The sequence below is a fragment of the Mycobacterium sp. NGS67 genome (genome assembly GCF_059812185.1).
The window spans coordinates 96,080-121,421 of the sequence record NZ_JCALCF010000006.1; the positions used below are offsets into that span (position 1 = coordinate 96,080).

General features: G+C 66.2%; 21 protein-coding genes and 1 pseudogene. 5 read left to right on the plus strand and 17 right to left on the minus strand.

What is annotated here, in order from left to right; genetic code table 11:
* Nucleotides 1-1,518 carry a hypothetical protein gene (locus AC5Y4D_RS07230; protein WP_500036860.1) on the plus strand — a complete coding sequence of 506 codons (1,518 nt, stop codon included), beginning with the start codon at nucleotides 1-3 and terminating at the stop codon, nucleotides 1,516-1,518.
* A gap of 22 nt (nucleotides 1,519-1,540) precedes the next feature.
* Here the strand turns inward: AC5Y4D_RS07230 and AC5Y4D_RS07235 are convergent, their stop codons facing one another.
* From AC5Y4D_RS07235 to AC5Y4D_RS07260, 6 genes are all read right to left on the minus strand, one after another.
* Complete coding sequence (locus tag AC5Y4D_RS07235; protein ID WP_499944564.1) at nucleotides 1,541-2,548, minus strand: VWA domain-containing protein; 1,008 nt, start codon at nucleotides 2,546-2,548, stop codon at nucleotides 1,541-1,543.
* A gap of 28 nt (nucleotides 2,549-2,576) precedes the next feature.
* Nucleotides 2,577-3,488, minus strand: a complete 912-nt coding sequence (locus tag AC5Y4D_RS07240) for a DUF58 domain-containing protein (RefSeq protein WP_499944610.1) — start codon at nucleotides 3,486-3,488, stop codon at nucleotides 2,577-2,579.
* A gap of 53 nt (nucleotides 3,489-3,541) precedes the next feature.
* Complete coding sequence (moxR1, locus tag AC5Y4D_RS07245) at nucleotides 3,542-4,660, minus strand: chaperone MoxR1 (RefSeq protein ID WP_499944563.1); 1,119 nt, start codon at nucleotides 4,658-4,660, stop codon at nucleotides 3,542-3,544.
* Between the two features lie 152 nt (nucleotides 4,661-4,812).
* Nucleotides 4,813-5,538 carry an NlpC/P60 family peptidoglycan endopeptidase RipB gene (gene ripB / locus AC5Y4D_RS07250; RefSeq protein WP_500036861.1) on the minus strand — a complete coding sequence of 242 codons (726 nt, stop codon included), beginning with the start codon at nucleotides 5,536-5,538 and terminating at the stop codon, nucleotides 4,813-4,815.
* 9 nt (nucleotides 5,539-5,547) lie between these two features.
* The gene (gene ripA / locus AC5Y4D_RS07255) at nucleotides 5,548-6,972 is read right to left on the minus strand and encodes an NlpC/P60 family peptidoglycan endopeptidase RipA (RefSeq protein WP_500036862.1); all 1,425 of its coding nucleotides are present in this window, start codon (nucleotides 6,970-6,972) and stop codon (nucleotides 5,548-5,550) included.
* A gap of 242 nt (nucleotides 6,973-7,214) precedes the next feature.
* A complete protein-coding gene (locus AC5Y4D_RS07260; RefSeq protein WP_500036863.1) occupies nucleotides 7,215-7,784 on the minus strand; it encodes an Rv1476 family membrane protein in 570 nt (189 codons plus the stop codon).
* A 237-nt stretch (nucleotides 7,785-8,021) separates the two neighbouring features.
* On the opposite strand from AC5Y4D_RS07260, the gene AC5Y4D_RS07265 reads away from it, so the two are divergent.
* The gene (locus AC5Y4D_RS07265) at nucleotides 8,022-10,844 is read left to right on the plus strand and encodes an aconitate hydratase (protein WP_500036864.1); all 2,823 of its coding nucleotides are present in this window, start codon (nucleotides 8,022-8,024) and stop codon (nucleotides 10,842-10,844) included.
* A gap of 20 nt (nucleotides 10,845-10,864) precedes the next feature.
* Nucleotides 10,865-11,443, plus strand: coding sequence for a TetR/AcrR family transcriptional regulator (locus AC5Y4D_RS07270; protein ID WP_499944558.1), 579 nt, complete (start codon nucleotides 10,865-10,867; stop codon nucleotides 11,441-11,443).
* A 6-nt stretch (nucleotides 11,444-11,449) separates the two neighbouring features.
* Here AC5Y4D_RS07270 and AC5Y4D_RS07275 read toward each other — a convergent pair whose 3' ends face one another.
* The 4 genes from AC5Y4D_RS07275 to AC5Y4D_RS07290 are packed head-to-tail and all read right to left on the minus strand — an operon-like array spanning nucleotide 11,450 to nucleotide 14,715.
* Nucleotides 11,450-13,078: an ABC-F family ATP-binding cassette domain-containing protein gene (locus tag AC5Y4D_RS07275; RefSeq protein ID WP_499944557.1), complete on the minus strand. Its 1,629-nt coding sequence runs from the start codon at nucleotides 13,076-13,078 to the stop codon at nucleotides 11,450-11,452.
* Nucleotides 13,079-13,108: 30 nt separating this feature from the next.
* On the minus strand, nucleotides 13,109-13,948 hold the full coding sequence (locus tag AC5Y4D_RS07280) for an enoyl-CoA hydratase (protein WP_499944609.1): 840 nt from the start codon (nucleotides 13,946-13,948) through the stop codon (nucleotides 13,109-13,111).
* Nucleotides 13,949-13,958: 10 nt separating this feature from the next.
* On the minus strand, nucleotides 13,959-14,300 hold the full coding sequence (gene trxA, locus AC5Y4D_RS07285; RefSeq protein ID WP_499944556.1) for a thioredoxin: 342 nt from the start codon (nucleotides 14,298-14,300) through the stop codon (nucleotides 13,959-13,961).
* Nucleotides 14,301-14,349: 49 nt separating this feature from the next.
* The gene (locus AC5Y4D_RS07290; protein WP_499944555.1) at nucleotides 14,350-14,715 is read right to left on the minus strand and encodes a thioredoxin family protein; all 366 of its coding nucleotides are present in this window, start codon (nucleotides 14,713-14,715) and stop codon (nucleotides 14,350-14,352) included.
* Between the two features lie 174 nt (nucleotides 14,716-14,889).
* Here AC5Y4D_RS07290 and AC5Y4D_RS07295 point away from each other — a divergent pair, with 174 nt between their 5' ends.
* Nucleotides 14,890-16,011 (plus strand): PE family protein, encoded by a 1,122-nt coding sequence (locus AC5Y4D_RS07295; RefSeq protein ID WP_499944554.1) that lies wholly within the window; start codon nucleotides 14,890-14,892, stop codon nucleotides 16,009-16,011.
* Nucleotides 16,012-16,112: 101 nt separating this feature from the next.
* Entirely contained in the window at nucleotides 16,113-17,942 is a 1,830-nt protein-coding gene (locus AC5Y4D_RS07300; RefSeq protein WP_499944552.1) for an acyl-CoA dehydrogenase, read from the plus strand.
* Nucleotides 17,943-17,944: 2 nt separating this feature from the next.
* Here the strand turns inward: AC5Y4D_RS07300 and AC5Y4D_RS07305 are convergent, their stop codons facing one another.
* From AC5Y4D_RS07305 to AC5Y4D_RS07335, 7 genes and pseudogenes are all read right to left on the minus strand, one after another.
* Nucleotides 17,945-18,313 (minus strand): metal-sulfur cluster assembly factor, encoded by a 369-nt coding sequence (locus AC5Y4D_RS07305; RefSeq protein WP_499944551.1) that lies wholly within the window; start codon nucleotides 18,311-18,313, stop codon nucleotides 17,945-17,947.
* Nucleotides 18,303-18,756, minus strand: a pseudogene (gene sufU, locus AC5Y4D_RS07310) (Fe-S cluster assembly sulfur transfer protein SufU); the annotation flags it as partial. The pseudogene sufU and the gene AC5Y4D_RS07305, both read right to left, overlap by 11 nt.
* A 16-nt stretch (nucleotides 18,757-18,772) precedes the next feature.
* Entirely contained in the window at nucleotides 18,773-20,008 is a 1,236-nt protein-coding gene (locus AC5Y4D_RS07315) for a cysteine desulfurase (protein ID WP_499944550.1), read from the minus strand.
* 1 nt (nucleotide 20,009) lies between these two features.
* Nucleotides 20,010-20,792 (minus strand): Fe-S cluster assembly ATPase SufC, encoded by a 783-nt coding sequence (gene sufC, locus AC5Y4D_RS07320; protein ID WP_499944549.1) that lies wholly within the window; start codon nucleotides 20,790-20,792, stop codon nucleotides 20,010-20,012.
* A complete protein-coding gene (sufD, locus tag AC5Y4D_RS07325; RefSeq protein WP_499944547.1) occupies nucleotides 20,789-21,943 on the minus strand; it encodes a Fe-S cluster assembly protein SufD in 1,155 nt (384 codons plus the stop codon). Before sufD ends, sufC begins: the two co-directional genes overlap by 4 nt.
* Nucleotides 21,940-24,498, minus strand: a complete 2,559-nt coding sequence (gene sufB, locus AC5Y4D_RS07330; protein WP_499944546.1) for a Fe-S cluster assembly protein SufB — start codon at nucleotides 24,496-24,498, stop codon at nucleotides 21,940-21,942. The genes sufD and sufB overlap by 4 nt, the downstream gene beginning before the upstream one ends.
* Nucleotides 24,495-25,241 carry a helix-turn-helix transcriptional regulator gene (locus tag AC5Y4D_RS07335; RefSeq protein WP_500036865.1) on the minus strand — a complete coding sequence of 249 codons (747 nt, stop codon included), beginning with the start codon at nucleotides 25,239-25,241 and terminating at the stop codon, nucleotides 24,495-24,497. Before AC5Y4D_RS07335 ends, sufB begins: the two co-directional genes overlap by 4 nt.
* Nucleotides 25,242-25,342 lie beyond the last annotated feature (101 nt).

Sequence of the window (25,342 nt, forward strand, 5' to 3'; positions counted from 1 at the left end):
ATGGCCGACCCGTCGACCCGTACCAACGCACCGTCCGCCCGAGCGATCTTCGCCGCTTGCGGCGGCGGTTTGCTGATTCTGCTGTTGTTACGCAACTCGGACCTGTTCACCCGGGCCATCTACGAGGCCGGGGATCCCGCGTCGAACTCGATGCTCACCATTCAGGCCAAGCACTTCTCCCTGTTGACCGGCCACTACTCGAGGGTCGGTTTTCACCATCCGGGACCGGCGTACTTCTACCTGCAGGCCGCCGGCGAATGGCTGCTGCACGACGTGCTGCACGTGGTCCCGGCGGCTTACAACGGCCAGGTCGTCGCGGTCATGGCGCTCAACGCGGCGTTGCTGGGACTGGCGCTGACGATTCTGTACACCTGGCTGGGCTCGTCGTGGGGCGTGCTCGCCGCGGCCGGCGTCGCGCTGATCTTCCTGGCTGAGCACAAGCAACTGGTCTGCTCGACCTGGATCCCGCATGCCTGCTTCGCGCCGTTCGTGTTGCTGCTGTTCGCGGCCGCCTCCGTGTCGGCCGGGCGGCTGCGTCATCTGTGGATCATGGTGCTGGCCGGCGGCCTGCTGGTGCACGGGCACGCGGAGTTCCTGGTGCTGGTTCCGCTGCTCGCGGTGGTCGCGCTGATCCCGCAGGGGCGCAATTTGTCCACCCACCGGCGTGAGGTTTTCATTGCCGCGGGCGTGCTGGGGATCTTCTTGCTGCCGATCGTGCTGAATTGGCCCGGGGAGATCCCGAAGTACATCGAGTACGGGCATCGCGCGCCGAACCCGCCGCTGGACGCGGCCAAGTTCCTCGTGCAGTTCTGGGGTCCCAATCCCGCGCTGGGCACGCTGTTCTTGATCGTGTTGTTCGTCGGGAATCTCTTCCTGGTCCGCGCTTTGGCGCGCCTCGACAGTGACGATCCCCACCAGTTCTCCCGGCACCTGTTGCGGGTGACCGCCGCGGCCACCGTGCTGTTCGGGTTGTACTGCTGGTACGGGGTGGATCAGCTCTTCGCGTCCTACATCGGGATCTTCTCCTACGCGCTGCCGCTGACGTTGCTGATGCTCGGATCGTCGGCACTGGTGGTGCTGACTACCGCGCGGCGTCACTCCTGGATACGACGACTGCCGGTCGGTGTCGTAGCGGTGGGCCTGGTGCTGGCCCTGAACACCCCCGGATTGCGCAGGGACCACGACGATCTGGCCGGGGTGCCCGCCGCCCTGAGCTACATCGACGCCCACGCCCACGGCCGACCGGTCCTACTGGAGACACGCACCGACGAATCGTGGGCGGACGCGCTCGCGTTGGCGTTGGCGGTCAGCCGGGACGGCAAGCGCGCCTGCCTGACTCAGGACCGCTGGCGGTTGCGGACCACCACCGAGTTCATGTGCACGCCTGAAGAATTGGCGGACGGGGCACGGTTCACGCTCAGTCGCGTGCTGCCGCCGCCGCCGGGCACGCCGATCGTGCCGAATCTCAATCCGATCCCGGCGTCGTATCCGCCGTCGGCGGTCATTGCCGCCGATTAACCGGTCGCCGAGTGCGGCCTGACTAGGTCGGCAGGCGGCGGTTGATCAGCAACGCCGCCAGCGCCGCCACCGCCAGCACCAGCGCGCCGAGCCGCAGCCAGCCCACGCTCGCGTCGCCCTTGATGGTCTCGTAGCCGATCTGCTGCTGCAGCGAGGAGTAGACCGCCTTCAGCTCAGCCAAAGTGGCTGCGTTGTAAGCGTTCCCACCCGAGAGTTGCGCGACCTTCTTCAGGGTCTCGTCGTCCACCGGCACCGGCTGACGCTGGTCGTTGATCTCGACGAACCCATACGGGGTGCCGAACGAGATCGTCGAGATCGGCACACCCTGGTCCTTGGCGGTCCGCGCGGCGGTGAAGGCGCCCTTGGGGTTGTCCGGGTTGGTCGGCATCGTCTCTTTGCCGTCTGAGAACAATACGATGCGCGCCGGCGGCGGCGTGTCACCGCCACCGATCACCGCACCGACGGTGGCGATGGCCTGCAGGGCGGTGAAGATGCCCTCCCCGGTGGCGGTACGGTCGGCGAACTGCAGCTTGTCCAGCGCGGCCTTGGTCGCCTCGCGGTTGGTGGTCGGCGACACCAGCACCGTCGCGGTACCCGCGTAGGCGATCAGTCCGAGGTTGATCCCAGGGGTCAACTCGTCGGCGAACTGCTTGGCGGCGACCTGCGCGGCGACCATCCGGTTGGGTTCGACGTCGGTGGCGCGCATCGACTGCGACACGTCGATCACCAGCATCACCACCGCGCGGTTACGCGGGATACGGACGTCGTTGGTCGGTCCTGCCATCGCGATCGTCAACAGCACCAGCGCGCCCACCAGCAGGATCGCCGGGACGTGCCGCAACGGCGAAGGACGTTTGGGCGCAACGCTTTCCAGCAATTCCATGTTGGCGAATCGCAGCATGCGCCGCTGCCGCGCCAGCTGCAGCACCACATACAGCGCGACCAGGCCGGCCACGACAAACAGGAACAGGAAGAACCACGAATGTTCGAAGCCCGTCAGCGACATCGGGCCCAGCAACGGCAACTTCATCACAAACCCGTCATAGTCAGTCTGTCCGTCACCGACGCCCCGCCATCGCGCCGCGGCGGCGGTTGGAGACGAAACGGACGATGTCGGCGATCCAGTCACGGTCGGTGCGAAGCGTCATCACCGGCGCACCGCAACCGCGGATGGTGCGGGCCACGTCGGCGCGATGCGACGCCGCGGCCCGGGAGAAATCGGTCTGCAACTGCGCGTCGATGGTGAACTCGCGAACCGCACCCGACTCGGCGTCCTGCAACACCACATCCCCGATGTCGGGCAGTTCCACATCGCGGGGGTCGAGCACCTCGATGGCCAGCACCTCGTGCCGGGCCGCGATCGCCCGCAGCGGACGCATCCAGTTGATCGGTCCCAGAAAGTCGCTGATGATTACGGCCATGCCGCGACGGCGTTCCGGTCGGCGCAATGCGTCGATGGCTGCGGCCAAGTCGCCGCGCACACCCACTGGCGCCTTGGGGGTGGTGGCGATGGTGCGCAACAAGGTCTGCACGTGCTCGCGGCCGGCCCGGGCCGGCACCCGAATTGTGTTCTGGCCGTTGGAGACCAGCGCACCGATCCGGTTGCCGCCGCCGACGTTGAGATAACAGATGGCCGCCGCGGCGGCCACGGCCAGATCGCGCTTCTCGCAAACCGAGGTTCCGAAGTCCAGGCTGGCCGACATGTCGACTACCAGCCAGGTCTCCAGTTCGCGGTCGGCGATCATCTGCCGGACGTGCGGGTGGGTGGTGCGGGCGGTGACCGCCCAATCCATCCGGCGCACGTCGTCACCGGGTTGGTAGATCCGCGACTCACCCGGTTCGCTACCCGGTCCCGGGATCAGGCCCAGGTGATCACCGTGCAGGATGCCGTCCAGCTTGCGGCTGACGGTCAACTCCAGGGTGCGTAGCGCCGCCGACAACTTCGGGTCGTCGATGGTGCCACGCATCATCGAGGGCGGATGACGCACCGCGGATTTCTTGTCCGCGGCGGGTTTCGGGTCGGTCACCGACCGCCAGCCGCCACGGTGGCACCCTGCATCACCGGTGCGACCGAATGTCCTTGTTGCGGAACGGCATTCACCTGCGGCAGCGCGACCGTCTGCAGCACGCGGTTGATGACGGTCTCCGCGGTGATCTCGTCGGCGAGGGCGTCGTAGGTGAGCACCAGACGGTGACGCAGCACGTCGGGAATGACGTCGATGATGTCCTGCGGGATCACGTAGTCGCGCCCGCGCACCAAACCCAGTGCCCGCGACGCGGCGATGATGCCCAGCGAGGCACGCGGGGAGGCGCCGAACGCGATCCAGGTCTTGACGTCGTTCATCCCCAACTGCTCGGGGTGACGGGTGGCCATCACCACGCGGACCACGTAGTCGACCAGCGCGTGGTGTACGAAGCTGTTGGCCGCGACGTTCTGCAACCGCAGCAGGTCGCCGGTGTTGAGGATCTGCTTGGGCTGCGGCGGGGTGACACCCATCCGGTAGATGATCTCGCGTTCCTCTTCGGGCGTCGGGTAGCCGACGTTGATCTTGAACAGGAAGCGGTCGCGCTGCGCCTCGGGCAGCGGGTAGACACCTTCCTGCTCGATCGGGTTCTGCGTCGCCATCACCAGGAACGGGTTGGGCAGCGGGAACGTCTTACCGCCGATGGACACGTGGCGCTCGGCCATCACCTCGAGCAGCGCCGACTGGACCTTCGCCGGCGCACGGTTGATCTCGTCGGCCAGCAGGAAATTGACCACCACCGGGCCGAGTTCGGTGTCGAACTCCTCTTTGCCCTGGCGGTAGATGCGGGTACCGACGATGTCGGTGGGCACCAGGTCGGGGGTGAACTGGATACGCGCGAAGGTCCCGCCGACCACCCGGGCGAAGGTCTCGACCGCCAGCGTCTTGGCGACACCGGGAACACCTTCCAGCAGTACGTGACCTTTGGCGAGCAGACCGACCAGCATGCGCTCCACGAGCTGGTCCTGGCCGACGATGATCCGCTTGACCTCGAAGATGGCCCGCTCCAGCGTGTGTACCTCGGCGGCCAGCCCGTCGGCCCCGCCGCCGTGCGCCTCCTGGGTGGGTGGGCCCGAAGGGGCACCCTGGCCCGGGAAACCGCCACCTGCTGTTGTCATCAATAACCCTCCACAGCTCATTCGGACACGACTGCCGTCACGACCAATGTCGCGGGGCAGCGACGTGCCCGCGTTCAACTATTCCAGGCGTCCTGGGATCCGTCGACGTCACCGGGTTCGCTGGCGGGCTGCCGTTGCCCCGCCTGTTCGGCTCAGTACTCGATGATCCTAGTCAGATAAGGCGTCATGCCGGGCTTGCGCACCGGGCTGATGGTGACTTTGCCGGCCAGGCTGGACGCCTCCAGCATTTGACCGTTGCCCAGATACATGGTGACGTGCTGGCTGCCGTTGGGACCGTAGAAGATGAGGTCGCCGCGCCTGGCTTCGTTCTGCGGAATGTGACGTCCGGCGTTGTACTGGTCGCCGGAAAACCGCGGGATCAGCACCCCGACGCCGGCGAAGGCGTAGCGCATCAGACCCGAACAGTCGAAGCCGTTGGTGCCGGCACCGGAATCCACGCCCTTGCTGGGGCCCTCCAGCGACCCGCCGCCCCACGAGTAGGGCACGCCCATCTGCGATCCGGCGCGGCGAATCACGTGTTCGATGGCCTGACGACCGTTTGCCCGCGGAATGCGGCTACCGCTGGTGTTGCCGGCGGCCGGCGCGGCCGGGCCGCCCAGGTTGATGCCCAGCCCGCTGAGAAATTGCTGACCCAGGTTCAGGGTGGTCTGGGTGGCTTGCGCGGTGGCCTGCAGCGAGGCGTTGGCGACGGCCAGCGGATCGCCGGGAGCACCGGCGCTGATCGCGGCCGGCAGGGTTGGATCCCACTCGCCCTCAGCTGCGGCGGGCGGCGCCACAGCGATCACGAGCCCGCTCACCAACCCCAGAATCAACGGGATGATCCAGGCTAGGGACAGATGAAATCGCTTGTGGCGCATGTGACCTCGTTAATACTCGATATAGCGGACCACGAAGGGTGTCATGCCGCTGGTGCGAACCGGTGCGGTACGCACCTTCAAACCGATGTCGGGCGCCTCGAGCATCTGGCCGTTGCCGAGGTAGATCGTCACGTGCTGGCTGCCGCCGGGACCGTAGAAGATGACGTCGCCGCGCCGCATCTGGGCGGTAGGGATCTTGCGGCCCTGGTTGTACTGCGAACCCGAGTAGTGCGGCAGTTTGATGCCGACCCCGGCGAACGAGTAGAGCACCAGCCCCGAACAGTCGAACCCGGTGATGCCGGCCCCGGAATCGATCCCTTTGCTGGGCCCGGCGGCGTTTCCCCCGCCCCAGGAGTAGGGCACGCCGATCTGTGCCATGCCGCGGCGGATCACGTACTCGGAAGCCTGCCGCCCGTAGACCCGCGGAATCCGTCCCGACGTCGCGCCGGTCGGCACATTGGTGATTCCAGTGTCGTCGGGCTTGAGGATGCCCAACCCCTGCAGGAACTGTTTGCCCATCTGAGCGGTGACCTGTGCCGAGGTCGCCGAGTAACCCAGCACCTGATTGACCACCGCGATCGGGTCGCCGGGAACATTGGCACTGGGGATCTGCGGCAGCGAAGGGTCCCACCCGTCCCAGCGACGGCCGCCGTTGGCGCCGGGTGCGGTGTCCCACATGTTCGGCGGCGTGCCCTGCCCGCCCGCCTGGGTCCAGGCGACGAACCGCGCCTGCTGCAACTTGTTCTCGGCCTCGTCGCGCTCGGCGGCCAGGCGATTGACTTCCTCGCGTTGCTCGTCGAACTTGCGGCGGGTGTCGGCCAGCGCGTTCACGGCCGCGTCCTGACTGGACTTGGCGTCGGCCGCGGCTCGGTCGGCCTTCTGTTTGGCCAGTCGCGATGCCGATTCCTTGTTCACCTGTTCGGTGCGGGCGCGCTGCAGCTTCGTCATCACAGCTTGCGAGCTGGCGGCCATGGTTCGGGCGGCGGTAGCGGCGGCGATCATGTCTTCGGGACTGCGCGCGGTCAGGTAACCGTCCGACGGCCCATTCATATAGGTGGCGGCCGCGAAGGTGTCGAACCGATGCTGGGCCGCGGCGATGGCCGCAGTGGCATCCTTGACGGCCTGCTGGCTGGTTTCGAGTTCGCGGCCGGCGGTGTCGGCGTGCTCACGCGCTTCCTCTACCGCGACCAGTGCCTTGTTGACGCTTTCCTGTTCGATTTCGACGGTGTTGCTCAGGTCCTCGAGGCGCTGGTTGGCCTTGGCGACGTTGGCGATCAGCACTGCCATGGAGTCCGCGGCGGGCTCGGCGTGGGCTATTCCGCCCGCCAGCTCGGGGGTGCAGAACAACATCGCCACACTCAGCATCGCCGGCACGGCGGGGCGTACCAGCCGTGCGGTGGTTCGGGAAGCGGAGCCAGGGCGTGTCCGTCTCATTCGACTTGGATCTCCTAGGGCTTAAATCGGACGGACGGCGCCGGTTTTCGGGAAAAGCGCCAAAAGCATCACAAGCATCATTCGCACCGTACGTCACACTTGTCCCTGACGAAACGCACGCCACAAATCGCACTCGGGAAGTGCGTTTACTGTGACCGAACGGTGACCTGCAGGGTTTGCCGAATACGGCGCGTCAGCGCCGGCTATCGCCTCGACGCGAGGTTAAGACCTGGGAAGATAGGTCAGACGTCTTCGCCGGACACTGTTTCGGCGAGCGGGGCGGACGTTGCTACCGACCGACGGCGAAGCTGCAGGAACCGGGTGCCGGCGGCCGCGGCGAATACCCCGATCAAGACCGCGATGGTGAATGCGGTCCAGGGGAACTCCGGAGTACTCAGTTCGTTGAGAAAGTTCTGTGCGGAGTGCACCGGATTACCGGTCTTGGAATGGTCTTCACCCGCCTCCAGCGTCACCCGCGGAAAGTGTGAGCTGTAGCTGCCGACGTAGCTGGGGCTCAGCACCAGGACGGTGGAGTCGGGGTAGTCGGCGCCCACGACGGTCGCGATGTCGCGCAGCGGGGTGTCGTTGGGCGGATTGTGGTCGAGCAGGACGATCTTGAGGCTGATGCCGTGGCTGCGGGCCTGGTTGACGATGTCGAGCAGACCCGGTTCGGGACCCGGCGCCGACGCGACACCGTCCGCTTTGACCTCAGCCTTGATCGTGGTCATGTCGACGTCCTGCGGAATGTATGCGGGCAGGAACGGGATGGTCTGCGGCAACGGCAGTTCGGTCAACTGTTCCCGACCGGTCATGGTGTCGCTCCTCCCGAAGTGCTAGCAGCACCGTACCTGTCGCACGATTGCGCACCTGCAGACGCGTGCACGGGGCATCTCGACACCCACCTCCCTTGGGGGTTTCGTCATCGGCCTCACCGGACAAGACTGGAGAGTGCGTGTGCCGTGCTAATGCAGGACAAGCGTACTGTTAAAGTGGCACGACTCCGTCGGCACGGCCCGTCGGCGGAAAGAACTTAATTCCTGGGAGTTGATGTGACTAGCAAAGGTTCGGTGAACTCGTTCGAAGCCCGCGACACCCTCGAGATCGGTGACAAGAGTTACGAGATCTACCGACTCGATGCCGTCCCGGAAACCAAGAAACTCCCCTACAGCCTCAAGGTGCTGGCCGAGAATCTGCTGCGCAACGAGGACGGCAGCAACATCACCAAAGAGCACATCGAGGCCATCGCCAATTGGGATCCCGAGGCCGAGCCCAGCATCGAAATCCAGTACACCCCCGCACGCGTGGTGATGCAGGACTTCACCGGCGTGCCCTGCATCGTCGACCTGGCCACCATGCGTGAGGCCATCGGCGACCTGGGCGGCGACGCCGAGAAGGTCAACCCGCTGGCGCCGGCCGACCTCGTCATCGACCACTCCGTCATCGCCGACCTCTTCGGCACCGCCAACGCCTTCGAGCGCAACGTCGAGATCGAGTACGAACGCAACGGCGAGCGTTACCAGTTCCTGCGTTGGGGCCAGGGCGCTTTCGACGATTTCAAGGTGGTGCCGCCGGGAACCGGCATCGTGCACCAGGTCAACATCGAATACCTGGCCAGTGTGGTGATGGAGCGCGACGGGCAGGCCTACCCCGACACCTGTGTGGGCACCGACTCGCACACCACGATGGTCAACGGCCTCGGCGTCCTGGGCTGGGGCGTAGGCGGCATCGAAGCCGAGGCCGCGATGCTCGGCCAGCCGGTATCGATGCTGATCCCGCGGGTCGTCGGCTTCAAACTGACCGGTGAGATCCAATCGGCCGTGACCGCGACCGACGTGGTGCTGACCGTGACCGAGATGCTGCGCGAGCACGGCGTCGTCGGCAAGTTCGTCGAGTTCTACGGCGAGGGCGTGGCCGAGGTGCCGTTGGCCAACCGGGCCACGCTGGGCAACATGAGTCCTGAATTCGGTTCCACCGCAGCGATTTTCCCGATCGACGACGAGACCATCTCGTACCTGAAGTTCACCGGGCGCAGCGAGGAGCAACTGGCGTTGGTCGAGACCTACGCCAAGGAACAGGGTTTGTGGCATGACCCGGAGAACGAGCCGAAGTTCTCCGAATACCTCGAACTCGACCTGTCCACGGTGGTGCCCTCGATCGCCGGGCCCAAGCGACCGCAGGACCGCATCGCGCTCTCCGACGCCAAATCGACCTTCCGCGAACAGATCCCGAACTACGTCGGCGACGGCGACGGCGACAAGAACTACTCGAAGCTGGACGAGACCGTAGAAGACTCGTTCCCGGCCAGCGATCCCGGTTCGCCGGAGAACGGCAGCGTCGACGACAGGCCGAACGTGGAGTCCGCCGCGGTACATGCCAACGGTCGGGTGAGCAACCCCGTCGAAGTGAAATCCGAGGAGTACGGCGAGTTCGTGCTGGATCACGGCGCGGTGGTGATCGCCGCGATCACCTCGTGCACCAACACCTCCAACCCCGAGGTGATGCTGGGGGCCGCCCTGCTGGCGCGCAACGCCGTCGACAAGGGACTCGCGTCCAAGCCCTGGGTGAAGACGACTATGGCGCCCGGCTCGCAGGTGGTCAGCGACTACTACGACAAAGCCGGTCTGTGGCCGTACCTGGAGAAGCTCGGTTTCTACCTGGTCGGCTACGGCTGCACCACCTGCATCGGCAACTCCGGACCGCTGCCCGAGGAAATCTCGAAAGCGGTGAACGACAACGACCTTGCCGTCGCGGCGGTGCTGTCGGGCAACCGTAACTTCGAGGGACGCATCAACCCCGACGTCAAGATGAACTACCTGGCGTCGCCGCCGCTGGTGGTCGCCTACGCACTGGCCGGGTCGATGGACTTCGACTTCGACGAGGACCCGCTGGGCAAGGATGAGGACGGCAACGACGTCTACTTGAAGGACATCTGGCCGTCGCAGAAAGAGGTCTCCGACACCATCGCTTCGGCGATCAACCAGGAGATGTTCACCAAGAACTACGCCGACGTGTTCAAGGGCGACGAGCGCTGGCAGAACCTGCCGACCCCCGAGGGCAACACCTTCGAGTGGGACGAGGAATCCACCTACGTGCGCAAGCCCCCGTACTTCGACGGCATGTCCGAGGAACCGGAGCCGGTGACCGACATCAAGGGCGCCAGAGTGCTTGCGCTGCTTGGAGATTCGGTGACCACCGACCACATCTCCCCCGCCGGCGCGATCAAGCCCGACACTCCGGCGGCGAAGTACCTCGACGAGCACGGCGTGGAACGCAAGGACTACAACTCCTTCGGCTCGCGCCGCGGCAACCACGAGGTGATGATCCGGGGCACGTTCGCCAACATCCGGTTGCGCAACCAGTTGCTCGACGACGTGTCGGGCGGCTACACCCGCGACTTCACCCAAGACGATGCGCCGCAGGCCTTCATCTACGACGCGGCGCAGAACTATGCGGAGCAGGACATCCCGCTGGTGGTGCTGGGCGGCAAGGAGTACGGCTCCGGCTCGTCGCGGGACTGGGCCGCCAAGGGCACCCGACTGCTGGGTGTGCGGGCGGTGATCACCGAGTCGTTCGAGCGCATCCACCGCTCCAACCTGATCGGCATGGGCGTGATTCCGTTGCAGTTCCCCGACGGGGAATCGGCGGAGTCACTGGGGCTCGACGGTACCGAGACCTTCGACATCACCGGCATCGAGGAGCTCAACGACGGCAAGACGCCGAAGACGGTGAAGGTCAAGGCCAGTAAGGAGACCGGCGGTGACCCGATCGAGTTCGACGCGAAGGTACGCATCGACACCCCCGGGGAAGCCGACTACTACCGCAACGGCGGCATCCTGCAGTACGTGCTGCGCAACATGCTCAAGTCTGGCTAACTGACGACTCAAGCCCGTCGATGCCAAAGGTCAGCGAGGACCATCTGGAGGCCCGCCGTCGTCAGATCCTCGACGGCGCCCGCCGCTGTTTCGCCGAATACGGCTACGACCAGGCGACCGTGCGTCGGCTCGAAAAAGAGATCGGGATGTCGCGCGGTGCGATCTTCCATCATTTCCGGGACAAGGACGCCCTGTTCTTCGCTCTCGCGCGCGAAGACACCCAGCGCATGGCGGAGGTCGCCTCGCGCGAAGGGCTCATCCAGGTGATGCGCAACATGCTGGCCGCGCCGGAGCAGTTCGACTGGTTGGCCACCCGGCTGGAGATCGCCCGCAAGCTGCGCCACGACCCGGAGTTCAGCCGCGGCTGGGCCGAGCGTTCGGCCGAGCTGGCGGCGGCGACCACCGAGCGGCTGCAGCGCCAGAAGCAGGCCGGGCGGGTCCGCGACGACGTACCCACCGACGCGCTGCACTGCTATCTGGATCTGGTGCTGGACGGTTTGGTGGCACGACTGGCGTCGGGCGAGGATCCGCAGCGGCTGGCCGTCGTGCTGGACCTGGTGGAGAACTCGGTGCGCAGACCGGCTTCGACCCGCAGCTGACCGGCGTCAGGCCAGTTCGATGAGGTCGCGATACTCCTCGGACCAGTAGTCCTCGGTGCCGTCGGGCAACAGCAGCACCCGCTGCGGGTCGAGCGCCTCGGCGGCGCCGGGGTCGTGGGTCACCAGCACCACCGCGCCCTGGTAGCTGCGCAGCGCGTCGAGCACCTGCTCACGCGAGGCCGGGTCGAGGTTGTTGGTCGGTTCGTCGAGTAGCAGCACGTTGGCCGTCGACGCCACCAGACCGGCCAGTGCCAGCCGCGTCTTCTCCCCACCGGACAGGGTGCCCGCGGGTTGCTCGAGTTGCGGACCGCTGAACATGAACGCACCGAGCAGGCCGCGCAGATCCTGTTCACCGGTTTCGGGCGCGGCGTGCCGGATGTTCTCCCAGACCGTCGCGTCGTCGTCGAGGGTGTCGTGCTCCTGCGCGAAATACCCGATCCGCATCCCGTGTCCGGGTTCCAGGCCGCCGGTGTCGGGGGTCTCGACCCCGGCCAGCAACCGCAGCAGGGTGGTCTTGCCGGCGCCGTTGAGCCCGAGCACCACCACGCGGGAACCGCGGTCGATGGCCAGGTCGAGGCCGGTGAAAACCTCGAGGGAGCCGTAGGTCTTGCTCAGACCCTTGGCCACCAATGGGGTACGCCCGCACGGGGCGGGGGTCGGGAACTTGATGCGGGCCACCTTGTCGGCGACGCGTTCCTCGTCCAACGCAGCCATCATCCGGTCGGCGCGACGCAACATGTTCTGCGCCGCAACAGCTTTGGTGGCTTTGGCGCCCAACTTGGCGGCCTGGGTGCGCAATGCCGCGGCCTTGCGTTCGGCGTTGGCGCGTTCCCGACGGCGCCGTTGCTCGTCGGTGGCGCGGGCATCGAGGTATTTCTGCCAGCCCATGTTGTAGACGTCGACCTCGCCGCGGACGGCGTCGAGGAACCACACCCTGTTGACGACCGCGGCGAGCAGGTCGACGTTGTGGCTGATGATGACCAGGCCGCCGGTATGGGCGCGCAGGAAATCCCGAAGCCAGCCAACCGAATCCGCGTCCAGGTGGTTGGTCGGCTCGTCCAGCAACAAGGTGGTGGACGACCCGGCTCCGCTGTCCGATGCGGCGAACAGGATGCGGGCCAGCTCCACCCGTCGGCGCTGACCGCCGGACAGGGTGCGCAACTGCTGGGTCAATACCCGATCGGGCAGGCCCAGACTGGCGCAGATGCGGCCCGCCTCGCTTTCGGCGCCGTATCCGCCCAGCGCGACGAAGCGCTCCTCGAGTTGGCCGTAACGGCGGATGGCGCGATCCCGGGCGTCGTCGTCGGCCACTTCGGCCATCAGCGCCTGCTGTTTCTCCAGATCGGTCAGCAGCACGTCCAACCCGCGGGCGGACAGCACCCGGTCGCGCGCCAGCACGTCGAGGTCGCCTTCTTTGGGATCCTGTGGCAGATAACCGATTTCCCCCTTGCGCACCACCGAACCGGCGTAGGGCTGGCCCTCCCCCGCCAGGATGCGCAGTGTGGTCGTCTTACCGGCGCCGTTGCGCCCGACCAGCCCGATCCGGTCCCCGGGCTGAACCCGCAGATCGGGACCGTCCGGTGAGAGCAGGATGCGCGCACCAGCGCGGACCTCCAGGTCCGTAGCCGTGATCACATTCGCTCCTAGCTCGCATCGTCGTCGGACCTACTTGTCGTCGGTGAACACCGCCGGGCGTCTCTCCGCACGTGCGGCAACCGCTTCTTCGAAGTTGGAGGTGAGAAGACGGACGAAAAGCTGTCCCAGGCCCTCGGCCTGCATGTGCCCTTCCAGACTACCGGCGTCGAGTCCACTCCACAGTGTGCGTTTGGTCAACTCGATGCCGGGGCGGGAGAACGCCGCCATGCGCGCGGCGATCGCATAACAGGTGTCCAGCAACTGCGCGCCGGGCACCTGACAGGACACCAGGCCGATCCGCTCGGCTTCCTCGGCGCTGACGTCGCGGCCGGTCAGCATGATCTCGAACGCCCGCGACGACCCGATTGCCCGGGGCAGCAGGTAACTGAGGCCCAGTTCGCTGGCGGTCAGACCGTTGTTGATGCCGGCCGCCCGGAAATAGGCGCTGGTGGAGGCCACCCGGATGTCGGCGGCCAGGGCGAGGCACAGCCCGCCGCCGATAGCCGCGCCGTTCACCGCAGCGATCACCGGCTGGTGCAACCTACGCAGCTTGAGGATGACGTCGTCGAGGATCTCCATCGAGCGCAGCGCGTATGTCGGCCGGGTCAGCCCGTCGACGTGCGGGACGGTGCCCGCGGACTTGTGGTCCGCCCCCGAAGAGAAACCGCGCCCCGCGCCGGTGAGCACCACCACCCGCACCGAGTTGTCCGACCCGACCTGTTCGAGGGTCTCGCGCAACGGAACCATGACGTCGAAGGCCATGGAGTTCATCCGCTCGGGACGGTTGAGGGTGATCAGGGCGATCTCGGGTCGCGGATGTTCGAGGAGGACCAGACTCACCAGTGAACGGTATCGCAGCCGGCCGGCGATCCGTCGGGGCTCAGACTTCGGTGGCCTCGATCTCGTAGTCCTTGAGCTGCTGGACCAGGTCCTCCAACGCCGCCGGCGGCAACGCACCGGCCTGGTTGAACAGCAGCTGGCCCTTCTTGAACGCCATCAGGGTCGGGATGGACCGGATCTGAGCGGCCGCCGCCAACTCCTGCTCGGCTTCGGTGTCCACCTTGGCGAAGACGACATCGGGGTGTTTCTCCGAGGCCGCCTTGAAGGTCGGTGCGAACGCCCGGCACGGGCCGCACCAGGACGCCCAGAAGTCGACGAGCACCATGTCGTTTTCGGCGATTGTGTCGTTGAACTGTGCAGCAGTGAGGTCTCGGGTAGTCACGTCTGCGGTAACGCCACCGCCGGCACCTTTGTTCCCGGCCCGCGCGGACTCACGCCCGGTCCAGCAAACTGCCGCTGGGCGTCAACCGGTAGGCCCTGAGGTGGGTGACCAGGTCCAGCATCACCCTGGGATTGGCGACCCCGGCCTGCTTGAACACCAACTTGCCCTTCTTGAAGGCCATCAGGGTGGGCAACAGCTTCACCCCGGCGGTCTCGACCAGCTCCTTCTCGGTTTCGAAGTTGACCTTGCCGTGCACGATGTCCGGGCAGGTTTCGGCGGATTTCACGTACGTCGGGGTGAACACGTCGCACGGTTGGCACAGCGGCGCCCAGAAGTAGACCAGCACGTTGTCGTTGCCCAGCACCGCCTGCCGGAAGTCGGCGGCGGTGAGGTCTCGCGTCGGCGCGTTGTCCATCGAGCCGAGATTACGTCCAGTGCGACCAGACCCGCACGACATTGTGCGGGCCCGCCGAATCGATGTCGGCACGTCCGGACTGGTCGGCTGCGAAATTGGTGGTCCGTAGATGGATTCATCCGTGCGAAATGGGGATAGGATTCTTGGGTCGCTGTCTCAATGTGGAGGTGCGAGATGTCGTTCGTGGTCGCCAACACAGACTTCGTTTCGCAAGCCGCCGGGAATCTGGCCCGGGTCGGCTCGCTCATCAGTGAAGCCAATTCCGCGGCAGCGGCACAGACCACCGGCGTGCTGGCCGCCGGTGCCGACGAAGTTTCCAGAGCGGTCGCCGCGGTATTCGGCGCGCACGCGCAGGGCTATCAGAACCTCAGCGCACAGGCCAGCGCGTTCCACGAGCAGTTCGTGCGGGCTTTGGCCGGCGGCGCACAGTCGTACGCCCTTGCCGAGGCCACCAACTTCGGCCCCCTACAGCCGGTGTTCGACCTGATCAACGCACCTACCAACCTTCTGCTGGGGCGCCCTTTGATCGGCAGCGGTGCCGACGGCACGGCGGCGAGCCCGAACGGTCAGGCCGGCGGAATCCTGTGGGGCAACGGCGGCAACGGGTTCTCGCCAGGTATGGCCGGCGTGGCGGGCGGTAACGGCGGGGCCGCCGGACTACTCGGGAATGGCGGGGTCGGCGGGGTCGGCGGGGCCGGAGCGAACGGCGGGGCCGGCGGCGGCGGCGGGTGGCTGTTCGGCAACGGCGGTGCCGGTGGGGCCAGCGGTGGCGGTGGCGGTGCCGGCGGTCTAGGTGGCTCCGCTCTGCTGTTCGGGGCAGGTGGCGCGGGCGGTATCAGCCCCAACGGCTCGGGAGCCGGCGGCGGCGGAGGCAACGGCGGGTTGTTCTTCGGCAACGGCGGCGCAGGGAACAGCAGTTTCCTCGGCGGCGGTGGCGCGGGCGGCAGGGCCTTCCTGTTCGGCGACGGCGGCGCAGGCGGGGCTGCGCTTTCCGCCGGAACCGCCGGCGCAGGCGGCAGCGCCGGATTCTTCTACGGCAACGGCGGCGCCGGCGGCAGCGGCGCGGGCCTGCTGTCGGGCGCCAACGGCGGGGCAGGCGGCCAGTCCGGGTTGATCGGCAACGGCGGCGAAGGTGGCGACGGCGGGACGCTGAACGGCAACGGCGGCGGTGGGGGCAACGCCCAGCTGATCGGCAACGGCGGCGCGGGCGGCGACGGCGGTGGCTTGACCGGCGTCAGTGGACTCGGCGGCAGGGGCGGGTTGTTGTTCGGCGCACCAGGGGCGAACGGAACATAGCGGGCGGTCAGCTGCCGCACCGAGCCCCTTACTTACGGTTGCGTACGTTTTCCGACGTCGGAGACACTTAGGACCCACCGGTCTGAGTGGAAGGAACCGCTGTGGGGCACTACATCGCCAATGTCCGCGATCTCGAGTTCAACTTGTTCGAGGTGCTCGACGTAGGCGCTGTCCTGGGAACCGGGCGCTACGCCGATCTCGACGTCGACACCGCGCGCACGATCTTGTCCGAGGCGGCGCGGCTGGCCGAAGGGCCGATTGCCGAGACATTCGCGTTCGCCGACCGCAACCCCCCGGTCTTCGACCCGAGCACGCACACCATCAGCGTCGCGCCGGAATTGGTCAAGACGGTGCAGGCGATCAAAGACGCCGAATGGTGGCGCCTGGGCATGGCCGAGGATATCGGCGGCATGGCCGCTCCCGCGCCGCTCACGTGGGCGGTCAACGAGATGATCTACTGCGCCAACCCGTCGGTCTGCTTCTTCAACCTGGGGCCGGTATTCGCGCAGTCCTTGTACGTGGAGGGCAACGACGAGCAAAAGCGTTGGGCGGCAATGGGAGTCGAGCGCGGGTGGCAGGCCACCATGGTGCTGACCGAACCGGACGCCGGATCCGATGTGGGCGCGGGACGCACCAAAGCGATCGAACAACCCGACGGCACTTGGCATATCGAAGGAGTGAAGCGGTTCATCTCGGGAGGCGACGTCGGCGACACTGCGGAAAACATCTTTCATCTGGTGCTGGCCCGCCCGGAAGGCGCCGGACCCGGGACCAAGGGCCTGAGCCTGTTCTACGTGCCCAACTTCCTGTTCGACCCCGACACCGGCGAACTCGGCGACCGGAACGGGGTGTATGTCACGGGGCTGGAACACAAGATGGGCCTGAAGTCCTCCCCCACGTGCGAAGTCACTTTCGGCGCCACCGACACACCCGCCGTCGGGTACCTGGTCGGCGGCGTGCACGACGGGATCGCGCAGATGTTCACCGTGATCGAAAACGCCCGCATGACAATCGGTGTCAAGGCTGCGGGCACCCTGTCCACCGGCTATCTCAATGCGCTGGCGTACGCCAAGGAACGCGTGCAGGGCGCCGACCTGACCCAGATGACGGACAAGACGGCCCCGCGGGTCACGATCATGCACCATCCGGATGTGCGCCGCAGCCTGATGACCCAGAAGGCCTACGCCGAGGGACTGCGGGCGTTGTATCTGTACGCCGCCGCCCATCAGGACGATGCTGTCGCACAACATGTTTCGGGTGCAGATCACGACTTGGCGCACCGCATCGACGACTTGCTGCTACCACTCGTCAAAGGCGTGGGCTCCGAGCGCGCCTACGAGGTCCTGACCGAGTCACTGCAGACGCTGGGCGGTTCGGGCTTCTTGCAGGATTATCCCATCGAGCAGTACATCCGTGATTCCAAGATCGACTCGCTCTATGAGGGCACCACGGCCATCCAGGCGCTGGACCTCTTCTTCCGCAAAATCGTGCGTGACCATGGCCAGGCTCTGCAGCATGTGACGACTCAGATCAACAAGACGATCGAGAGTGTCGACGAGTCACTCAAAGACCAGGCGGAGCTGGTGCAGGCCGCGTTGGACGACGTCACGGGCATGACCGCCGCGTTGATGGGCTACCTGATGTCGGCCGCGCAACACCCCGGCGACATCTACAAGGTCGGACTCGGCTCGGTGCGCTTCCTGCTTGCCGTCGGCGACCTGCTCATCGGGTGGCGCCTGCTCGCGCAGGCGGACGTGGCGCAGGCGGCGTTGGCCGGTGAGCCGCCCCAAGCGGACCGGGCGTTCTATCAGGGCAAGGTCGCGGTATCGGGTTTCTTCGCCAAGAACATGCTGCCCAAGCTGGCCGGCTTACGAGCCGTCCTGGAGCACCTCGACGACGAGGTCATGCGGATCCCCGAAGACGCCTTCTGACCTCAGACGGTGAAACCGAGGGCACGCAGCTGCTCGCGGCCGTCCTCGGTGATCTTGTCCGGACCCCACGGCGGGTTCCAGACCCAGTTGATCTTGATCTCGTCGACCAGGCCACTGCCCACCAGCGCCGAACGCGACTGATCCTCGATGACGTCGGTCAGCGGGCAGGCCGCAGACGTCAGGGTCATATCGACCACGGCGACAGTGCCCGCGTCGCCTTCTTCCAGGTTCAACCCGTAGACGAGACCGAGGTCGACGACGTTGATTCCCAGTTCCGGGTCGACGACATCGCGCATCGCCTCCTCGATGTCGGCGAGAAACTCCTCGTCCGAAGCGCTCTGTCCGCTGCCGGGCACCGTGGTTTCGCTCATCTGTCGACCTCCTCGAGAGCTGCGTGGGCCTGCGCGAGTGCATCTTTGAATGCCATCCAGCCGAGCAACGCACATTTCACCCGCGCCGGATACTTGGCCACTCCTGCAAACGCTACTCCGTCACCCAGGACATCCTCGTCGCCGTGAACCTTTCCGCGCGACGACACCATTTCGCTGAATGCGTCGACGGTCCGCAGCGCTTGCGGCACACTCTGCCCGATCACCTGATCGGTCAGTACCGATGTCGCGGCCTGACTGATCGAACAGCCCTGGCCGTCATAGGAGATGTCGGCGACGGTCTCACCGTCGGCGGACAACGCCACCCGCAACGTCACTTCGTCGCCGCACACCGGGTTGACGTGGAACACCTCGGCCCCGAAGGGCTCCCGTAGCCCGCGGTGATGCGGGTGCTTGTAGTGGTCCAGGATCACATCCTGGTACATCTGCTCGAGCCGCAACTCAGGATCTCCCGAAGAAATCCACGGCCCGTCGCACGCCACGCACCAGCCGGTCGACTTCCTCGTCGGTGTTGTACACCGCGAACGACGCGCGTGCGGTGGCCGCGAGGCCGAACCGACGGTGCAGGGGCAGCGCGCAATGATGACCGACCCGCACCGCCACACCCTCGTCGTCGAGCACCTGGCCGACGTCGTGGGCGTGCACGCTGTCGACGACGAACGACACCGGCGATCCGCGGTTCTCCATCGACGTGGGACCAACGATGCGGACACCCCCGATGCCGGACAAGCCGTCGATGGTCTTGGCGACCAGCTCCCGTTCGTGCGCCTCGACGGCGTCCATGCCGATCGCTTCGAGATAGCGTGCGGCGGCAGCTAATCCGACCACCTGGGAGGTCATCGGGGTGCCGGCTTCGAAGCGCTGGGGCGCCGGCGCGTAGGTGGCCGATTCCATGGTGACCGTTTCGATCATCGACCCGCCGGTAAGAAAAGGCGGCATGGCGTTCAACAGGTCCCGGCGGCCGTACAACACTCCGATCCCGTTGGGTCCGAGCATTTTGTGGCCGGAGAACGAGGCGAAGTCGACGTCGAGCTCATGGAAGTCGACCGGGTGGTGGGGTACTGACTGGCAGGCATCCAGAATGGTCAGCGCGCCGACGGCGCTGGCGCGAGCGACCAGTTCGCCCACCGGCGCCAGCGCGCCGGTGACATTCGAATGATGGCTGAAGGCAACGACTTTGACGTTGTCGTCGAGCTGGAGCGAGTCCAGATCGATACGGCCGTCCTCGGTCACGCCATACCACTTCACGGTGGCACCGGTGCGGCGCGCCAGTTCCTGCCACGGGATCAGGTTGGCGTGGTGCTCGAGTTCGGTGGTGACGATGACGTCACCGGGTCTGACGGCGCGCTCGAACCGGTTGTCCCCCAACACATACGACACCAGGTTGAGCGCTTCGGTGGCGTTCTTGGTGAATACCAGTTCGTCGGCGTCGGCACCGACGAACTCGGCGATGTCCGCCCGGCCCTGCTCGTAGGCGTCGGTGGCTTCTTCCATCAACTGGTGCGCCCCGCGGTGCACTCCGCCGTTGGAGGTCAGGATGAACTCGCGCTCGGCGTCGAGCACCTGCAGCGGACGTTGCGACGTCGCACCGGAATCGAGGTACGCCATCTGGTTTCCGCCGCGCATGGTGCGCTTGAGGATCGGAAAATCGGCCCGGACAGCCGTCAGGTCCAGCATGCTAGGCACCGGTGGTGGCGGCCTGAGTGAAGCGCACGTAACCGTTCTGCTCGAGCTCGTCGGCCAACTCCGGGCCGCCGGATTCGGCGATTCGACCGCCGACGAACACGTGCACGTGTTCGGGGTGGATGTAGCGCAGAATCCGGGTGTAGTGGGTGATGAGCAGCAGCCCGCCATGCTCGGCCTGTGCGTAACGGTTCACGCCCTCGCTCACCACGCGCAGCGCGTCGACGTCCAGGCCGGAGTCGGTTTCGTCGAGGACGGCGATCTTGGGCTTGAGCAGTTCCAGCTGCAGGATCTCGTGGCGCTTCTTCTCACCGCCGGAGAAGCCCTCGTTGACGCTGCGCTCGGCGAAGGCCGGGTCGATGTCCAGCGCGGCCATCGCGGCCTTGACCTCTTTGACCCAGTGCCGCAGCTTGGGTGCCTCGCCGCGGATGGCCGTCGCGGCCGAGCGCAGGAAGTTCGACACCGACACGCCGGGCACCTCGACGGGGTACTGCATGGCCAGGAACAGCCCGGCCCGGGCCCGTTCGTCGACGCTCATCGCCAGCACGTCCTCGCCGTCCAGGGTGATGGACCCGGACGTGACCACGTATTTGGGGTGGCCCGCGATGGCGTAGGACAGCGTCGACTTCCCGGAGCCGTTGGGGCCCATCAGGGCATGCGTCTCACCGGATTTCACGGTCAGGTCGACGCCGTTGAGGATGGGGATCTCGCGTTCGCCGTCGGCGGCGTTCGGGTTGGCGACGCTGACGTGTAGATCCTTGATTTCCAGAGTTGTCATGAGATCTTTTCCGTGATTTCCAGTTCGTGTTCGATGGCTGCGGTGAGGCGTTCCCGGATCTCGGGCACTGCGATCTTGGCGATGATCTCGCCGAAGAAGCCGCGGATCACCAGCCGGCGGGCCTGCTCTTCGGGGATGCCGCGCGAGCGCAGGTAGAACAGTTGCTCGTCGTCGAATCGTCCGGTAGCACTGGCGTGTCCGGCGCCGGCGATCTCCCCCGTCTCGATCTCCAGGTTGGGCACCGAGTCCGCGCGCGCCCCGTCGGTGAGCACCAGGTTGCGGTTCATCTCAAAGGTGTCGGTGCCGGTGGCTTCGGCACGGATCAGCACGTCGCCGATCCAGACCGTGTGCGCGTCGGGCAACTTCGACGTCGGATCCCCTTGCAGCGCACCCTTGTACAGCACATTGGACTTGCAGTCCGGCTGGGCGTGGTCGACGAGAAGCCGCGACTCGAGATGCTGACCGTCGTCGGCGAAGTACAGACCCAGCAGGTCCGCGTCGCCGCCGGGTCCGGCGAAGCGCACGTTGGTCGCCGTCCGCACCACCTCGCCGCCCAACGTGACGGCGACATGGCGCAGCACCGCGTCCTTGCCCAGCCGCGCGTGGTGCGCGCTGAGATGCACGGTGTCGTCGGACCAGTCGGCGAGCCAGATGACCGTGAGCCGGGCAGCGTCCCCGACAACGAATTCCACGTTGTCGGCGTAGGTTCCGCTGCCGTCATGATCGATGACGACGACGGCCTCGCCGAGTTCTTCGACCCGCATCTGCAGGTGCCCGTAGGCGACCGCGCCGGCGCCGGGCCCGGTGACGGTGATGTTGACCGGCTCGGCGATCTGCGTGTCGCGCCCGACGGTCACTAACGTGGCCGCGTTGAACGACGAAAAAGCCTGCGCCGCAACGCGGTCCGCGGGAACGCCGCCCTCGCCGAGTCGTTCGTCGCCGCGGCGCACGGTCTCGGTTCGGATGCCGGGCTGCTCGCTGACGGTGATCTTTGCACTGCCGGTGGCTTTCGCCGAACCGTCGTGCAGGCCGCGCAACCGCTTGAGCGGGGTGAACCGCCAGAGCTCGTCGCGGCCGTGCGGTACCTCGAACGCGTCGACGTCGAAGGACGCGAACAGCTCGCCTTTGTTGAGTGCTGCAGGTGCGGTCATCCGACCGCGCCCTCCATCTGCAACTCGATCAGCCTGTTGAGCTCCAGCGCGTACTCCATCGGGAGTTCCTTGGCGATCGGCTCAACGAACCCGCGCACCACCATCGCCATCGCCTCGTCCTCGGTCATCCCGCGGCTCATCAGGTAGAAAAGCTGGTTCTCGCTGACCTTGGACACGGTGGCCTCGTGGCCCATCGTGACGTCGTCCTCGCGGATGTCGACGTAGGGGTAGGTGTCGCTGCGGCTAATCGTATCGACCAGCAGCGCATCGCATTTCACGCTCGACTTGGAGCCGTGCGCACCCTTGTTCACCTGGACCAGGCCGCGGTAGGACGTGCGGCCGCCACCGCGCGCCACCGACTTGGACACGATGTTGCTCGACGTGTTGGGCGCCAGGTGCAGCATCTTGGCGCCGGTGTCCTGGTGCTGGTCCTCGCCGGCGAACGCCACCGACAACACCTCACCCTTGGCGTGCTCACCGGTCATCCAGACCGCCGGGTACTTCATGGTCACCTTGGAGCCGATGTTGCCGTCGACCCATTCCATGGTGGCGCCGGCCTCGGCTCGCGCGCGCTTGGTCACCAGGTTGTAGACGTTGTTCGACCAGTTCTGGATTGTCGTGTAACGGCAACGGCCACCGGGCTTTACGATGATCTCGACCACCGCCGAGTGCAGCGAATCCGACTTGTAAACGGGAGCAGTGCAGCCCTCCACGTAGTGAACGTAAGCGTTCTCTCCGACGATGATCAGGGTTCGCTCGAACTGGCCCATGTTCTCAGTGTTGATCCGGAAGTAGGCCTGCAGCGGGATGTCGACGTGCACGCCCGGCGGCACGTAGATGAAGCTGCCGCCCGACCATACGGCGGTGTTGAGCGCCGAGAACTTGTTGTCCCCGGCCGGAATCACGGTACCGAAGTACTGCTGGAAGATTTCCGGGTGCTCACGCAGGCCGGTGTCGGTGTCGAGGAAAATGACGCCCTGGGCTTCGAGGTCCTCCCGAATCTGGTGGTAAACCACCTCGGAGTTGTGCACGACGAGGCCTGCAGCGACGAAGTTGTGCGGTCCGTCCACCTCGATGTCGTAGACGGGCTCGACGGCGTAGGGCTCGACCGATTTGACCCGCTCGAAACCGAGCCACTCGTTGACGTGCGCCCGGATCGTGGTGCCGTGGGAGCTGTTCGACGAGTGCATGTAACGACGGCGCCCGAAGCGGCTGGTGCGCTTGATATTACGGCAGCCCAGGCGCTCGAAGTCACCGGAAATACCGAGCCGCCAAGCGGTTTGGATGCGGTCGGGCGCATGCCGGTACGGCTGAGTGAACGACCACGGCCCGGCGGCGCGCAGTCCGGACAGTTCGGCCAGCTCCCGCGCCTGACCAATCAGGGGTTCATTGGCGCTGGTCAGCAGGATCGAACCGCTCTTGTCCGGGTTCACGTACCCGTCGGCGTCCACCCATCCGCCCAAGAAGGCTAGTCGCTGGTCGACCGGCAGCCCGTAGACCCAGTCAGGCACCCGCTTGGTCAACGACAGCCCGTTGAATCCCAGCGCGACGATCCACTCCGTCAACGCCTTCGAGTTGACGACGATCCGGTACTCGTCGGCCTCGATGCACCGCAGCCCGAACAACTCCTTGACTACGCGCGTCACCTCGGCTCGCAACTCGACATCGGTTGCGGGAATGGCCAATTGGACCCGATAAGTCTTCGTCGACAGATGCAGATTGCCGTCACCGATGTACAGGCCCAACAGCCACATCAGGTCGACAGAACTCGAGGCCGGAGTCTTCAGCCCCGCCACGGTCGGAAGCTCGGCGGCGACGCCGAACTCGGGCACCCGCCGCGGCACCGCGATGAAGTCGCCCGCCTTGATCTCGCCGACAGTGACCCAACGACGAGCGAAGCGGGCGCGCTGGCGCCCTTGCTTGCGCTCATCGCGCAACACCAACATCGGGTGATTGTCGGTAGCCCGGATAGCGCGCCGGGTGGTCTTGATCTCGTGCGTCAACCTCGTGTCGGTTTGAGCGGAGGCTCTGACCGGTGCGACGACGAACCGCTCGGCGTCCTCGTCATAGGCGAAAATTCGGTCGCCGTACTCGATTTCCTTGATCGGGACCTGGCCTCGGTTGGCCGTCCACACCAAGGTGTCCCCCGCCAAGCATTCGTACTGCGCGGCCACACCGGCAACCAGGCGCTGCTTCTCCGCCTCCGGGATGCCCAACCGGTCGTAAGTGTTTTTAATATCCTCTGGCAACTCTTCCCAAGACGCCGCCTGCTTCTCCGTCGACCGCACGAAATACTTGATGTTGTCGAAGTCGATGCCTTCGAGATTGGACCCCCAGTTGGGCATCGGCTTCTTGTCGAAGATGCCAAGCGCCTTCAGGCGGGTCTTCAGCATCCACTCGGGCTCGTTCTTCTTCGCCGAGATGTCGCGGACCACGGCCTCGGACAGCCCGCGCCGGGCGCTGGCACCCGCGACGTCGGAGTCGGCCCAGCCGTAGCCGTACCGGCCCAGCGACTCGATCGTCTGTTCCTGGGTCAGCGGCGCTTCGAGTGTCATCGGGACGCTCCTCTGGTGTGGGTGATCGGCGGGCGCGGGCTGGGCGCCGGGGCGAGTGGTACGTGGGTGGTGCAGGCGCAGTCACCGTTGACGATCGTCGCCAACAACTGCACATGGGTGCCGAGCACCTGCGACATGGCCTGCTGCTCGGCTTCGCACAGCTCCGGGAATTCCTCGGCCACGTGCGAGACCGGGCAGTGATGCTGGCAGATTTGCACACCGTGGATGGGCCCGCCCACCCGGGTGGTGGTGGCGACGTAGCCGGCATCGGTGAGCGCGTCGGCTATCCGGCCGGCCGCGGCTTCGACGGACGCTTCGTCGGAACCGTCGGCGGGTGCGACATCGGACAGCAGCGAGTCGATGCGGCGGCGCGCGAATGTGCGCACCGCGTCGTCGCCGCCGATCTCGCGCAGTTGTCGCATTGCGGCAGAGGCCAAGTCGTCGTAGGCGTGGTCGAGCTTGCCGCGTCCGGCAGCGGTCAAGCGGTAGCGCTTGGCGGGCCGGCCGCGGCCCACCTGCTGCCAGGACGCGGCAGCCACGGATTCGGCGTCCCCGGCGTCGATGAGTGCGTCGAGATGGCGTCGCACCCCGGCGGCCGACAACCCGAGCCGTTCACTGATATCGGTGGCGGTGATTGATCCCGATTCCAGCAGCAGTCGCACGATCGCACGCCTCGTGTGACCGTCCGACCCGGCAGCACCGGCCGTAGGCACGGCAAGGCCAAGCTCGGATCGGATTTTCACAACACCAGTGTGTCGCAATTCCGAGCCTCGGTCCAGCAAGGGTCCCCTTACGTGACGAGGCCAACAACCCGCGTCGTCGCCGGGGCTACACCAATGGCCCC